Source organism: Sporofaciens musculi, from assembly GCF_009830285.1.
Lineage (GTDB): Bacteria > Bacillota > Clostridia > Lachnospirales > Lachnospiraceae > Sporofaciens > Sporofaciens musculi.
In genome coordinates, this window is the sequence record NZ_WUQX01000001.1 from 2,840,667 (window position 1) to 2,855,091 (window position 14,425).

The window sequence follows — 14,425 nt, forward strand, 5'->3', positions numbered from 1 at the left end:
GGCATCCTCTCCTTTCTATACGAGCATATTTTTATCAAAAATTATAGCACTTACAGAGAAACTCCCTGCCTGATACCCCCATAGCCTGAGAGTTACTATTAAATATACTTTTTTGCGGTTTCCAGACTCAGGTTGAATTTTTCCTGTACTTTTTCCAGTATAACCTGAATAGGCACATTCATATCTTTCAACGTAGATACCAGAATAGTAATTCCTTCTTCTCTTCCTTCTTCTCTGCCCTCTTCAAACTTCACACGTTCTAACATTTCCATCGTCATATAATCACGCCTCCATTTCTTGTTTGCTTTCGCCCTTTTAACTGCTTCTTCCAGTCTGTCTATGAAATCATCATTAGTAACCTTAATACCCTTTACATAATCCAAAAACGCACGCAGTTCTTTACCCACATCATCCATATCACTGTCAGAGTTCAAAAAGATTTTTGTTGCCTCATCACCCATTGATAAACTATTATCTTCTTTACAGATATTCTCGAATGTATAGATATGTCTTCCCTTCCCATACAAATCAAATGTGCAGATAAAAATGATATATGTCTTATTTAACTTCATATAAGATTTATCGCCTGCTTCTAATAACTGAAGGTCTACCATACCCTGATAATATCTGCTTCTTTTGGGAAGTTCCCTTGAATCACTGGCTTGCATCTCAACATTATAAACGATATTTTTATCATCCTTGATGTACACATCAAGCCTGATGCCCCTTGACTCCGCCCCTTCTTTGATACTCTTCTGCAATTCTGGATATTCTATTCATTCTATATTCAAATCTGGCAGTATCCTTTGTAATAACTCCTTGCATAAGTCGGGATTCTGCATAACCTTTCCAAATAGAAAATCATTCGAGATATCCAGACTCTCCCAATTTGTCTCTGTCATTTTCATCTTTATCACGTCCTTTTCTATATTGTACCATGCCTCCAAAGTATACTCAAACAATTTTCCACAAAAGGCAGGGAAATCCCTGCCTGATATGGATACCCCCACACTAGAAATGGAACTCTACAGGCTCAGTACACCATTCCTGTATCCTGCTCTCCGTTTCACTTGTATCGCAGGGATATTTCTTGTTATAAATATGATATAACCTCTCTACTTTCTTTGTACCCTTAACATAAGTGATTCTATCGCCCTTCATCACGAAAGCATACCTGTAATTCAGCCTGCCGCAATTATAGTGGCTCGGCGGACAATCATGCATGACAAACAGCGCATCAAGGTCTGGACACAACGCCTTCCAGACTACCAAGTCCGTAAGGAACGCATAATACTGAGGATTCGTTATAGACGCAAGCTTCGAGAACCCAACCTTCCCGTCATTGCAACAGGATTCAAAGTAAATCGTCCGACAGGCACAATCTCTTTTACATGTTTTCTCCCGTCCGCAAGTACCTCGTACAGAGAACAGCGGATTGGGATTCCAAGAAGCACTTCTCATTTCTTCTTCCGTCAAATCAACGTCTAATTCTATGGTTTCCATCCTTTTTAGAATCTTATACTGCGTTTCAGCAGTATAACCATCCAGTACCCCAACGAGCGCAAGGAAAAACCTATGCATATCATAATCCTTCTTTTCCTTCAGGAGATAATACTCGTAAGTGTATTCATCCCTCTTACTTCCAGAACAAATCCTGCAATAGAATAGTTTGTCCCATAAGGTCGGCAGACGAAGCGTCTCTTCTTTCCTGTACCATACAGTACCTCCCCACTTCATACAATCTGCATAAAAATCTACAGCCCTCATAACCATACATCCTCCACATTTAAAAAAAAACTTTGATACGCCGTCATACCAATTATTCATCAGATCTTCTACTTCACTTGTATCACAAGAATACTTTACATGGTATTCCTCATACAGTCTCTTTACTTCTTTTTCATCTTTGATACATGTAATCTTGTTATCCTTGAGCAGGAAAGCAAAGGTAAAACTCAGCTTCGCATCAATATTATCAATAGGCGGAAAATCATGCATCACATATACCGCATCTAAATCTGGACAAACTGCCATCCATACAGCCAATTCCGGCAGAAACTCATAATACTCCGGACGTTTTATTGCGCTTATCCTTGAAATCCCAACCTTCCTATCCCTACAACAAGGCTCATCATTTACTTTACAACATACAGGCTCACATTTGCACTCCTGTTCCATATGGCAAGTGCCTCTTACAGAATACAACGGATACTTTTCAAAAGTATCCGAGCAGACATGATACCAACCAGTTGATTCATCATATGTTATCTCCGGTTCAAATTCTATCTCTATGGTTTTCATGCGCTTTATGATTTCATACTGCATCTCATCAGGCAGTTCTTCCAAAGTCCCTATGAGATAGTCATAAAACCATTCATATTTTCTCTCTCTTGGCTCAATAATAAGATACTCATAAAAATACCTGTTTCCTTCCGCCGTCATATGATAATATGTATGTTCGTTATCCTCCCCTCTTGATAATAAAATTGTTATCTCCTCCCCATTATCCTCATAACCACTATAACTTGTTATTTTTGCAAAAAATTCTAATGCGTTCATGCCTTGATACCCCCATTTTCTTTTTCTTCTTTTAATGTCTCTCTCACCATATCTTCGCTTCTATCACTATCCCTTCCGCCTATGGGTGAACATCCGCTGTCCTCCGGTATTTTGAAATATCTTACAAATTCATGGAACATGGCAAGGAGCCTTCCCTCCGTCTTTGCCCTTTTGATATTTCCACTGCCCATATTCACATCGTAATCAACGCAGATAGAACCTCCAAAGTTATCAATGAAGGTCTTGAAATCAGAAGGCGGGATATTGTTCTGCATTGCCAAGTCTGCCATGATAAATACCATTGGGACATTGGTCTTTTTCAGAAACTTATGCTTCTCAGCAAAGGCGTCTGACAGGTACTCAACGATACACAAGATAATCTTCTTTCGTTCGTCCGTATAAACGCCCCGAATGTCCCTGCAATATTTCATAACTTCACGCATGGAGATAGCCTTGTATTCATACCCCTCATCCTTCGCATCCATTAAGAGCATGGACTGCAACAGAATCTCCAGTTCGCTTTCACGACGAGCCTGAGCAAGTGTAAGCGGTATTGCATGTTGGAAGAACGGTAACTGTGTCATTTCTCTCGTCCACCTCGCCAGATCCGTCCCCATCTCGGTTCTTGCTTTCTGAATCAATGTCAGCGGAACACTGGCGTTCAGACGTGCAAAAGCTTCTTCAATCTCTTCGTCCGTTGCATTCTCAAGGGCATAAATCGTAAAACGGAAACCATTAATCAGGTCTTTTAAGTCTTCCGACAACTCCTCAAACAATTTGTTTGCCAGTTCATATTCTGTTCCCTCAATGGTCACGTTCGGCGTACTGGCGTGGAGCGCATACTCTCCATGAATAAATTCAAAGATAGATGTACAACGCTGTTTTCCGTCCAGAGCCTGATAAGTAGTCTCATTGTCTTTGTACCTGACCAGATAAAGGGCAGGAATCGGGTAGTCCGCCAAAATGGAATGGACTAACAGGGATTTCTGTAGGAGACTCCACTGACCAGAAGCCCTCTGGATAGGAAGGTCAAATTTCAACGTACCCTTTTCATACCATTTTGCCAGTTGGCGGATACCCTGTGGCAATGTCGCTTTGTTCATGTTTTTTCCTCCTTGTATTTGTTAGTTTTTTTCAGTCTTATATCCATCACTCCAAATGATGAAAAAGTCAAGCAGTTCTGGTAGGAAACCACAAAGGGCAGGAATGATTGTGCTTATTACACAAAAATTCCTGCCCGTATTTGTGCTTTATTACAGGGAGCTTGGTATGTAAGACAGAGTTGCAGAAATGCTTTCCTGAGCTGATACCCCCATAAGGCATATTCCTGTATTCCTAATAAATACCTTTATATGTAACGAACAAATTCACCAAACGAATCTATAATTGCGCCTAATAAATTATAAATCTCACCGCTCAAAAGATACAGCAGGCACAGCGCACACATCATTAACTGCTTTGACTTCAGCTTGGCATAAATACTTATAGGCTCTCGAAAACTAGAAGAACCTATCGAGTTCTCGGCTGACATGACGGCATTACGGGCTTCTATTGATACCAGTATCGGCTTGTCCTGTGTATTCTCAGGACTATCGTTTCTGGCATCCACCCAACACTGCCATACTGGAATCGTAATATACGCAATATCCATAACAATCGCCATGCCTAAGAACAAAAACATAAGCCATGCCACAATTCCCAGAATAATACGCATCCATCGAAATACATCTTTTACAAATGACGAGCCGATTACACTTGCAAAGTCTGCCTTGACATCCTTCGATAACTGTCTCGTCAGATTGGCTGTAGCCTCGTCACTGTTGGAAATAATATTATATAATCTCGACTTAGATATACTGGATAAATCGCTTTGCTCAATACCACTCAGAACAATATCCATTACTTCCATTCTCTGGTCTCCATTTAACCTATTATATAACCATGCATTAAACCTGACATTCATAACTATACCGCTTTCTCCATCTGAAAATTCATTATCTTTGGTATATGATAATATCTTAACATCAGAATCTTCAATACCTGTTTTACTGCTCATCTCATAAACAGTTTTATTAATATCCTCACAGGTCGTTTTGATAGTTGACGCTTCTTTACCATTCAGCGAACTCAGTGTAACTGTCGGTCCGCTTACGGCTATATCTCCCTGCATATATGCATTTGTAGAAAAAAGCAATAACAACATCAGTGTTACAATTATATAATTCCTTATTTTTTTCATATCTTTACACACTCCTTTTCATTCTTCATATGTATCAGTTGCAGGTAAAGCCAAGACTGATACCCCCATTAATCATTTCTTACATTTTTTCTTCTGAATCAGCCAACTCTCTTACATCATAAAACTCTCCTGTAACATATGGATCTGGCTTCATACTATCCAATGTTTCTCTTCCAATACGCTTCTCCATTTCACTCTTGCTGACAAGCTGTAACTTCTTAATGCGTTCTTTTGAAAACTATTCCAACATCTCTTCCTCTGATATACCATGCTTTCTGAACGCATCTGGAAATTGATGAAAGACTGCCTTCACACGCAACAGGTCTTTATCCTCTTTTACAGAAAGCACACTATTTACACGTCTCGTCGTGACGCTGATACCCCCGCCTTGAGACAGCTTTCTGATAATATCCTTTACAGAATTGCCTTCTATGGCATAACATAGAATCTCCGCTGATACCATGTATCTGTTCAATACATCCTGAGAAATACCTTTCTCCCAAGCCTGTCCTTTCGTCAGAAGAAACAGCTTCTCCTTGCAATCTCTTAAAATAGCTTCTAGCCGGTTCTTCTCATGTAATTGCTCTTTCAGGCTCTTGTTTGCTTCTTTTAGAGTCTTGTTTGCTTCTTTTAGAGCCTTATTTTCTTCCTGTATCCTCTCCACTTCGCCTGAAATCCCTTTCACTTCCTGACGAAGTTCATCCATCACTTTATAGACGTCTTCTACTACATCAATTACCCCTTCGCTCTTTCTCCAGTCAACTGAAGCCAGAAGCCCTCGTACAAGCCCACATCTCTCCTTTTCTGATTCCAGTGACTTTTTCAACTCTTCATTTTCCCTCTGTAAACGCTTCAGCGCATACGTGTCGTTTACTGTTCCTCGCATAACAACTGCTCCTCGTATAATAAGTTTGTAAGCAAGAAAAACTGCTTACAGACTTATTCTTTTTGATTAGACAGAAGGATAATTCTAAACATCCTTTCCGAAGATTCTTCTTCAATCACGCTGGTTCATCCATTCTCTGTCTATTGGTTAATAAGTTACTTTATAGTCATGGTCCCAGATGTTACAATAAGTTCCATAAGAATTGTAGCTATGGTCATTGCTTCATCGCTCCTGCAAAGCGTTTGCTATTGCCAAGAAAGCATGCAACCCTAATACTGCGCTAAGACTTATTACACAAATGCTGCATCCTGGTATCTAGCCACCAGCAGGGTATTTCTTCCAGGTAATGCTCATAACGCGAGGTTTAGGCCGGCGTAGTGGTCTGGGATAACCCATGATTACTCTTCTTCACTTTTATTGAAAGGTGGTGATGATCCGTGAAAGAACATATTGATTACCTCTCAACACTGTTTGTTGGGATTGATATTGCATCCCGTGTTCATGTTATCTCTGCACTTGATTTCAACGAGGAATTCTACATCAGGATGAAATCTGTAGAAAACACTCAGGAAGGTGCAGCTTTTATTGAACAGATGATTTCTGATGTATTAAAACACAACCATCAGTTCAAATACGTTATGATCGGTATGGAAGCTACTGGTTTCTATGGTGTCCATCTGGCGAATTATCTTTCTGCCAGTGACCTGCTTGCTCCATTCTCTGTCAGAGTTTACTGTCTCAATCCGAAAGAAGTTAAGAACTACAAAAAGTCCTTTAACGATATCGGAAAAAATGATGGCATTGACTCTTATGTGATTGCCGATTTTGCCCGTGTGGGACGTATTGCAATCAAACCCTGGCGTGGCTCCCAATACCTTGCCTTACAGCGTCTTACCAGACACCGTATGCACATCACTGAATGTATCGCAAGAGAAAAGACTTACATGCTTAACAACATTTATCTCAAGTTCAGTGAATACGCATTACTCCGTGATGGGCAGCATCCATTCGCAAACAAATATGGTGCTACAGCCGAAGCCATTCTTACCGAGTACACAACGAATGAAGATATCGCAAAATCATCCGTAGAAGACCTCGTTGCTTTTATTAACTCCAAGAGCAAAGGCCGTATTGCTGATCCGGAAGAAACAGCAAAAATCTTACAGGCTGCAGCCCGCAACTCATACCGGCTTGATAAATGCCTCTATGAGCCGCTTACTATCTCAATCGCTTCTTCCTTTAACTGTATCAGTTCCTTTGAAAGAGAACTCAAAGCGATTGATAAAGCAGTCCTTCAAACAGTTCAGGGACTAAACCCTGACGAGTACACTGTACTGAATTCCATTCCTGGGATTGGTAAAGTTTATTCAGCCGGTATCTTGGCCGAAATGGGTTCCATTAAGGCTTTTCCTAATGCCAATGCCCTCGCAAAATACTGTGGTATCGTTTGGAACGATAATGACTCTGGCGATTTCGTAGCCGAAGACAAACACATGAGCAAAGCTGGCAACAGATATCTGCGCTACTACATCATAGAAGCTGCCGGAAGTGTTATAAGACACTGTCCTGAATACAAAGCTTTCTATGACAAAAAATATGCTGAGACAAGAAACCATCAGCATAAACGAGCACTCGCGTTGACTTCCCGTAAATTTATACGTCTGCTCTTTGGTCTGCTGGACAAGGGCCAACTCTACTCTCCGGAAAAGAGTAGGTAATCCATACTGCATATCGAACTTACGTTCTTAATAGACCGTAGGTCTATTAAGGTTACCCTTTTCCAAGAAAATCTTTTTCATTTTCCTCTTGACATATTACCAAATTGCTTTCTCGATACCCCCACTACCTAATCGTGATACATCCAAACCTGCGTCTCCCTACTCTTAATACAAAGGAATATCTCTGGAATCTTGACACCTTATACATTCTCTTCGTTCTCATCTAACTCACCTCGCATTTTATTTAACAGCGCCTCTACTTCATCTACTGAAAACAGCCTTGTACCTCCTGCCGTCTTGGTATAGCTTAAATATCCTCTGTCCGCCCAGCTTGCTATCGTTGTAACTGGCACGTCAAACAGTCCTGCCACTTCGCCTATCTTCAAGCTTTCTTTCGTATCCTTGGTCTGCCTTCGTTTCTGTGCATATTCCTCCAAGTCCTGTTCGCGGAAATAATGTACTCCGCCGGGGTTTCTGACATACTTTATCTCTCCTCTGTGTGCGCTGTCCCTCAACTCCATAGTCGTGATACCTAATCTCCTTGCTGCATCGCCAATCTTAATCATGCCTAACATAAGCATTTCCACCTTTCGTTTTCTATAGATTGTACGCCTCATTTAAAATCTGATGTTTTATGTATATCTTAGGGGCGGTATGCAGTGTTTTGCATGTAAGGGAAAATTCCTCAACCGATACCCCCATGTCAGGGCAGAGCCTTGGCTGATACCCCCATACTTTGCTCTGCCCTCATTGATACCTGATATACTCATACTGCCATTTCTATAAAATCCTAACCTAATTTGTGTCTCCAGTACTTAAGATTTATCCGGCGCATTTGTACTTCTGTAATGTTACCGAGTATATAATGGTGAATCAGTAAGTCCGTAGTCTCGCTGAAATCATTTTCAATGTCATATACAAAATCTTCAAACCCTGTTCCTTTATACAATACTCTGGCAGTATCTCTGTATGCCAGATAGCAGTCTACCTTTGATAGGAAATCAGGACTCTCTACTGAAAACCATGTTCCTGTATCCATTATACTAAAACCATGCTTCTTCAATTCAGGAATAGCATGTCTTACATTGGATTGTAATAACAGCTTGAAGCGATACCCCCGAACACTATTTTTCATTCTTACTGCACTAGCACGATTCTTTGCATTCGCATCTTTAGTACAATATCTCAAATTACTCTCCACACAGAAAAATCTGTTGTGGTTGATGTGGTCTACTTCCTCCCAACCTTGTACTGGAAGAACATGATTATGTATAGATATATACTTTCTTTTACATACTTGAATACTCGGTACTAACATCTTACTAGTCCTTTTATTTATCCAAATACTTGGATACCCTATGTTCGCAAATACAGTATTCTCCACAATAAGCGGATACTCAATCTCTTTGTAGACTGCAATCGCAACTGCATACTTCTCGCCAGCTTTCACATAATACTTACATTTACCCTCCGTACCAATCTCAACATAACCACGACTCATCAAATCATTTTTCAAACTCATATTTACCTCTCCTTTCAAATTTACATCTGCCGAAGCAGATAATGATTTATTTAATTTGAAAGAGTATGTATATCTTACATTTCATTGAAAGACATCATAAAACAGTCATATACCACATTCCTTGGCACTCCTTAAGAAGGCTGTTATGGATACAAGACGGCGTTGCCGGAACTGATACCCCCATTTCATATTTTGTACTACATATCTCCTATACTTTTTGCACCTAATACATCTGACATCTACTACCTGTCAAATTATTTCCCCGTATTTATAGTTTATAGATTACCTTAAATTCTTTGACATTCTATCCTGTCAGTTATTCATTTAACTGATACCCCCACATACCATACCGCAAGCGTAAATCTTTGAACTGATATCACCATTACTACAAAACAAAAGAGCCTCTTATCAGATTGATAAAAGACTCTCTCATACTCATGTGCAATTTAATACTGGATTAAGAAATAATGAAATCTCTCGTCCATAGTTGTTGCAATGCATCCAGAACTGGCTTCTTTTATGTGCAACAGTTACCTCTAATCCGTTGGAATGTGATACCCACGCCATACAGAAATATCTCTTTAATATCACATAAAATATACTGTTATTATTGATTGATAGGTTAATAGTTGAACACATACATTTTATCTCCTGTTTTTCTGAATCATTGCCAGTGGATGTCCCTAAAGCTTCGTACCAGATACCCCCAGATTGGCATTTTACATAACATATCAGGGTAAAATACCAGTGACGAATACTGTTTAAAAAATCCACTCTCTCATAAGGTTACATACTAACACAGACGTTGATTAAGAACATCAGCATTTGTCCCAAAATATGCGCGAAAATAATCTGCTGTCTCAGCAGGAGATATATCTCCATACCCAAACGGCGGACAGATAATTACATCCATACCTGATAATGACTCCCGTTCCCTGACTGCTTCTTCAAAGGTCAAACAACATGACTTGGGTTCAATGTCTCTTGGAGTTCCATCTGAATCGCGCACCTTTATCTGCGCAACTACATAACCATCATTACTCTTAAAAATATCATTCAGCTTCATACCAGTTCCCCCTTCCTACGTGGTTAAATTGCTGTCCATTGTAGCTCTGCCAACAGAAAGAGTCAAGCGCATTTCTGCTATATATTTCACCGTATGCGCCAGTTCATACAGCAGAGGACGTGATAAACGTATTTGCTTAGGTAGTTACAGAATGTCCATAAGCATCTAAGCCAATCAGGGCGTGGATGGTGGGTAATCTAAGGGTTTGCAAAAACCTGATACCCCCACTGTTTTTATTCTGCCTCAATACCTGTTTCGCCTCAATAGAATCTCCAAATCTGCTTCAAGTATCTCTCGCAATACATACCTGATATTTTCCCTTCTCAGCACATACAACCTGATTAAGCAGTTTCTTCCTTCTCTTCAAAGCATACTCGTATGACAGGCTCTCAGGAATGTCAGCGGTGTAACCTGCTGTCTCTGCGGTTAATACTGACGGGATACTTCTAATCGTTCTCTTGCAGGTATTGTTGGTCTGAGCTAACATATGCGTCACTCTCCTTAACTTATCTACTATAATTATAAACTCCCTTGTATGCTTCTGACTGTCTCTCCTATCGGTACTGTTGGTCTGAGCTAACATATGCGTCGCATCCGTAAGTCTTAAAGGTTAAAGTGTATATCTACTGAAATACTCAGCCAATACCCCCATACCTGAATAGCAAAACTTGTTACTACTCGTTATCTTTAGACAATGCCTGCATATACTCTCAGGCGGAAAGACAGAACTCTGCCGGAAGTACCACAGCCTCTCTTTACATCCCCGTAGACTCTCGCAGATATTCACACATCTTACGAAGTCATCACATAACTGCCTCTCATATAACTGAATAAGAACTTTATATCAACTTTCCATATCTCTTCTAGTAATAAGCCTTATATCCATTCTCATACTTTTCACTTAATCTTTTTAAAAATCAAGGTCTTATAATGAGACACATCTAGCTTACAGTTACGCCACAGAAAGAATTTTATAAACTGTACCCATTTCAAAATTCTCCACCAAGATTCCCACTGGCTTAAGGTCTTTCTCAAGGCTCTAAAAAATCTTTCCAGATAATTCACATATCATCCATAAGCAAGGCATAGCTGAATATGTTACATCCCATGTCCGTAAAAGAATATACTCTTTCGGTTACTTTATTAATCCAGAAAATAATGAACTGAGCAATTCTATCCCTTATCTCCGGTTAATGAGTTTCTCTTTATCTATTTGGGAATCTTCTTTATAACAGCTCTCAAGACACATGCCGTTCTCATCCTTATTATTTACTCTCAAATACAGCCTATCTTTATAGCAAACCTCCCGATTTTAGAGGACTTTCACAGGTTATCACCTGATTTTCTGCTACATTTTTCCTACCTAATATTCACCTTTTTGCTACGTTTTTCCTCCTTAATACTCACCTTTTTGCTACGTTTTTCCTGCCTAATATTCATCTTTTTGCTACGTTTTTCCTCCTTAATACTCACCTTTTTGCTACGCTTTTCCTCCTTAATACTCACTTTTTTTGCTACATTTTTTTCCTGGAAAACACATCTTTTTGCTACGCTTTTCCTCCTTAATACTCACCTTTTTGCTACGCTTTTTCTCTGAAAAACACATCTTTTTGCTACGTTCTTCCTCCTTAACATTCACCTTTTTGCTACGCTTTCCAAGCTTAATATACTACCACTGACTACGCATAACACCTTCTCCTGTTCTGAATAACTATACTTCATGCATGGCTTTCACTCTGAGCGTCTACTCGGATACCTACAATGAATCTTGCTTAATTATCTCTCATATTTCCCATCTTAATTTCACTTTTTAGAACCCCAAAACATGGTATTACATCTTTCCTACTAATATCCGCTGACTATTCACTGAGGTTTTTTTACCTCCATCAGTTCAATCCAAAAACGTGAGGTTTCATATAAACCTTGAGTTTCTTTTTTTAAACGCTGAGGTAAAAATACATCTTTCATAATCGACGGGAGTACTTGGGTAAAAAAAATAGTCAGAATATTCGCGCTATCTTTTAAATCAAGTAAATTTTTAGAAAATTATAACAAATATATGATATCTCCCGCATAAAAGGAGGAATTTATATGTTAAAAAGTACAACAGAAAGTAACTCAAATGAAAACAGGAATCATTCTTGCATAAAAAAAGGTCTACACCTACCCATTGCAGGGTATCCAAAAAGCTTTTAGCAATGTATGAGGAAACATGTGGCGAGACGTTATCAATGAAACAACTGCATAAAAACATATCCAGCCTGACTAAGTCAGAAATAGAACTTCTAATTAAAAAAAGCGCGGAGTGGGAACCTGATTTCTTTAAATTGGAATTAGGCATCAGTGACAAAGATTTATCTGACAAAGTTGATAAATCTATAAGAAAAAATCCAGAAATCGAGACTTTTATAAACGCATTTATGTATAATGAAAATGATGGTAAATCATTCTCAGAAAAACTTGAGAATTTCCTTTGTTTTCTCTGTTATATAAAAAGGAAGGGCGCTATAAAAACGCCTAAAAGTCAAAAACTTGATTCACCTGTCCTGCCTGTTCATGGAAACAAACACTGGATGAGGAAAAAAGATTATGCTTCTATATTTGAAGAACTTCCAAACAATATTACTTCTTGCGTAGAACTATTTGGCGGAAGTGGAATCCTCACAGCTGACGCCTCAGTCTCCGGCTTAAACTGTACATATAATGATGATGATAAAGATAAGCAAAATTTCTTTAAATGCCTGAGAGATAAACCTGATGAGTTACGAATGAAATGCATCTTCTATTCAGAGAACAAAAATATACAAATAAGTCCTAATTCTTCACCATTAGACAAGGCAGGTTTCTTTTGGGCTGACAGTTATCGAAAGTGTCATCCAAAGGTAGGAGACAAAAAAAGAAAGACCAACTATTAAAAGTCAAGTAGATAATTGAAAAAATTCAAAAGAAATTTTGTAAAAAAGAGTATGACAATAAGGCCTGCTGTCAGGCAAGCCGGCATGGGTTAAAAGGATTTACACTTTTGGAACGTAAGGCCGATTGTTTTTTAGGACGGCATAAATGATGTTGCACATTTTTCTAGCAACAGCTCCAACACATGTCAAATGATGTTTGCCTTCTGCCCTCTTTTTCTGGTAATAGACACTTAATACGGGGTCTCTAAAAGAAGCGATTAGAGCGGACTGAAAAATGGCTTTCCGCAAATAAGGTGATCCGCGTTTGCTCATTACATTGTGGGCTGCTTCAAATTCACCGGATTGTGTAACAGTGGCATCGAGACCGGCAAAAGCCACCAGCTTTCTGGGGCTGTCAAATTTGGAGATATCGCCTATCTCGCTAAGAATGGTCGCTCCTGTGACAGTGCCAATTCCAGTAATGGTAGTAATGGGGGATTCCAGTTTTTCCATGATACTGGAAATTTCCGCTTCCGTTTCTGTTACCTGTTTTTCAATAAAAGAAATCTGCTCGATCAGTGATTTGAGCTGGAACGTGAAGCTGTTTTTGGCAAAGGTAACGCCGAAAGAAGAGGATGCAGCAGCTTTTAACTGTTCCGCTTTCGCAGCGCCGACTTTCTGTCTGCTAAGTTGTGCAAGAAGTTCCGCCAAGGTTTCAGATGAAACCGATTCAAAATCAATCGGTGAAGAAAACTGGAGAAGGATTTCTTTTGAGGTCTTGCCGAAAATGTCGGAAAAGATGGACTGGTATTCGGGGAATACCTGATCCAGAACACAGACAACTTTCCGTTTTAAATCACTGATGGATTCCACAAGATAAGTGCGGAAGCGAGTCAGGGTACGCAGAGAAAACAGAGCTTCGTCTGCAAGCCTGGTTTCCACGAACTGCCCATACCGGATCAGGTCAGCGATCAGGAGGGAATCAATGATGTCATTTTTGCGTTTGCGGATTTCTGTTCCCCTGCGCCATCCATCGGTTTGGATAGGGTTGATAACATGAAGAAGGAAACTTTTCTCAAAGAGGAAAGAGTAAACGGAAAGCCAGTAGTGGCCAGTAGCTTCCATACCGATCTCAAAATCAGAGGGGTTTAAAGAATAAGAAGCGAGTTTGGAAAACAACGCATTTCCGCCATCCGAAGTATTGGGAAAGGAAAAAGCTTTGAATACTACTTTGCCAGTATCATCCATCATGGAAGCAACATGATTATTTTTACCAATATCAATGCCCACAAAAAACATAAGAACACCTCGAAAAAAGATTTCAGATTGGGAGACCACTCATCTAATAAGCGCCACTACCTTGTGCTAAATACGGAGAGAAGCCATAAGGCAACCAACATCCAACTCATACGCGGAAAGCTTATTAGAGAGAGGGATCAGTCTTTCAAGTACGAGCAGAATCGCTCAAGGAGAAAACGATCATCCTCTCAATCTAATAAAACAATTATCTCCTATCAGACTGGAGATGTAAAGAAGTAGGT

Annotated in this window: 13 protein-coding genes; 2 read left to right on the plus strand and 11 right to left on the minus strand. The window is 39.6% G+C overall.

Annotation, left to right across the window (positions count from 1 at the left end):
- Positions 1 to 98: 98 nt before the first annotated feature.
- From GN277_RS14195 to GN277_RS14215, 6 genes are all read right to left on the minus strand, one after another.
- A complete protein-coding gene (locus GN277_RS14195) occupies positions 99 to 761 on the minus strand; it encodes an Rpn family recombination-promoting nuclease/putative transposase (protein ID WP_244324726.1) in 663 nt (220 codons plus the stop codon).
- A 15-nt stretch (positions 762 to 776) separates the two neighbouring features.
- On the minus strand, positions 777 to 908 hold the full coding sequence (locus tag GN277_RS30920; protein WP_280178608.1) for a hypothetical protein: 132 nt from the start codon (positions 906 to 908) through the stop codon (positions 777 to 779).
- A gap of 103 nt (positions 909 to 1,011) precedes the next feature.
- Complete coding sequence (locus GN277_RS14200; RefSeq protein WP_159751633.1) at positions 1,012 to 2,559, minus strand: hypothetical protein; 1,548 nt, start codon at positions 2,557 to 2,559, stop codon at positions 1,012 to 1,014.
- A complete protein-coding gene (locus tag GN277_RS14205; protein WP_159751634.1) occupies positions 2,556 to 3,662 on the minus strand; it encodes a DUF262 domain-containing protein in 1,107 nt (368 codons plus the stop codon). Before GN277_RS14205 ends, GN277_RS14200 begins: the two co-directional genes overlap by 4 nt.
- Positions 3,663 to 3,907: 245 nt before the next feature.
- Entirely contained in the window at positions 3,908 to 4,798 is an 891-nt protein-coding gene (locus tag GN277_RS14210; protein ID WP_159751635.1) for a hypothetical protein, read from the minus strand.
- Positions 4,799 to 5,036: 238 nt separating this feature from the next.
- Positions 5,037 to 5,684 carry a hypothetical protein gene (locus GN277_RS14215; protein WP_159751636.1) on the minus strand — a complete coding sequence of 216 codons (648 nt, stop codon included), beginning with the start codon at positions 5,682 to 5,684 and terminating at the stop codon, positions 5,037 to 5,039.
- A gap of 437 nt (positions 5,685 to 6,121) precedes the next feature.
- Between GN277_RS14215 and GN277_RS14220 the strand changes: the two genes are divergently transcribed.
- Positions 6,122 to 7,402, plus strand: coding sequence for an IS110 family RNA-guided transposase (locus GN277_RS14220; RefSeq protein WP_159751637.1), 1,281 nt, complete (start codon positions 6,122 to 6,124; stop codon positions 7,400 to 7,402).
- A gap of 200 nt (positions 7,403 to 7,602) precedes the next feature.
- Here GN277_RS14220 and GN277_RS14225 read toward each other — a convergent pair whose 3' ends face one another.
- The 4 genes from GN277_RS14225 to GN277_RS14240 form a co-directional block, all read right to left on the minus strand.
- Positions 7,603 to 7,977: a helix-turn-helix domain-containing protein gene (locus tag GN277_RS14225; RefSeq protein ID WP_159751638.1), complete on the minus strand. Its 375-nt coding sequence runs from the start codon at positions 7,975 to 7,977 to the stop codon at positions 7,603 to 7,605.
- Between the two features lie 215 nt (positions 7,978 to 8,192).
- Entirely contained in the window at positions 8,193 to 8,924 is a 732-nt protein-coding gene (locus GN277_RS14230) for a hypothetical protein (RefSeq protein ID WP_159751639.1), read from the minus strand.
- Between the two features lie 793 nt (positions 8,925 to 9,717).
- Positions 9,718 to 9,990 carry a hypothetical protein gene (locus GN277_RS14235; protein ID WP_159751640.1) on the minus strand — a complete coding sequence of 91 codons (273 nt, stop codon included), beginning with the start codon at positions 9,988 to 9,990 and terminating at the stop codon, positions 9,718 to 9,720.
- Between the two features lie 283 nt (positions 9,991 to 10,273).
- Entirely contained in the window at positions 10,274 to 10,573 is a 300-nt protein-coding gene (locus GN277_RS14240; RefSeq protein ID WP_159751641.1) for a hypothetical protein, read from the minus strand.
- Positions 10,574 to 12,188: 1,615 nt separating this feature from the next.
- On the opposite strand from GN277_RS14240, the gene GN277_RS14245 reads away from it, so the two are divergent.
- Positions 12,189 to 12,905: a hypothetical protein gene (locus tag GN277_RS14245; protein WP_159751642.1), complete on the plus strand. Its 717-nt coding sequence runs from the start codon at positions 12,189 to 12,191 to the stop codon at positions 12,903 to 12,905.
- Between the two features lie 99 nt (positions 12,906 to 13,004).
- On the opposite strand, the gene GN277_RS14250 is transcribed toward GN277_RS14245, so the two are convergent.
- Positions 13,005 to 14,183, minus strand: a complete 1,179-nt coding sequence (locus tag GN277_RS14250; RefSeq protein WP_159751643.1) for an IS110 family RNA-guided transposase — start codon at positions 14,181 to 14,183, stop codon at positions 13,005 to 13,007.
- Positions 14,184 to 14,425: the final 242 nt, after the last annotated feature.

Bases quoted from the DNA above. Each gene is read 5' to 3' on its own strand.
- GN277_RS14240 (WP_159751641.1), bottom strand. From the start codon at position 10,573: ATGTTAGCTCAGACCAACAGTACCGATAGGAGAGACAGTCAGAAGCAT.
- GN277_RS14250 (WP_159751643.1), bottom strand. From the start codon at position 14,183: ATGTTTTTTGTGGGCATTGATATTGGTAAAAATAATCATGTTGCTTCC.
- GN277_RS14215 (WP_159751636.1), bottom strand. From the start codon at position 5,684: ATGCGAGGAACAGTAAACGACACGTATGCGCTGAAGCGTTTACAGAGG.
- GN277_RS14210 (WP_159751635.1), bottom strand. From the start codon at position 4,798: ATGAAAAAAATAAGGAATTATATAATTGTAACACTGATGTTGTTATTG.
- GN277_RS14200 (WP_159751633.1), bottom strand. From the start codon at position 2,559: ATGAACGCATTAGAATTTTTTGCAAAAATAACAAGTTATAGTGGTTAT.
- GN277_RS14245 (WP_159751642.1), top strand. From the start codon at position 12,189: ATGTATGAGGAAACATGTGGCGAGACGTTATCAATGAAACAACTGCAT.
- GN277_RS14205 (WP_159751634.1), bottom strand. From the start codon at position 3,662: ATGAACAAAGCGACATTGCCACAGGGTATCCGCCAACTGGCAAAATGG.
- GN277_RS30920 (WP_280178608.1), bottom strand. From the start codon at position 908: ATGAAAATGACAGAGACAAATTGGGAGAGTCTGGATATCTCGAATGAT.
- GN277_RS14230 (WP_159751639.1), bottom strand. From the start codon at position 8,924: ATGAGTTTGAAAAATGATTTGATGAGTCGTGGTTATGTTGAGATTGGT.
- GN277_RS14235 (WP_159751640.1), bottom strand. From the start codon at position 9,990: ATGAAGCTGAATGATATTTTTAAGAGTAATGATGGTTATGTAGTTGCG.
- GN277_RS14225 (WP_159751638.1), bottom strand. From the start codon at position 7,977: ATGTTAGGCATGATTAAGATTGGCGATGCAGCAAGGAGATTAGGTATC.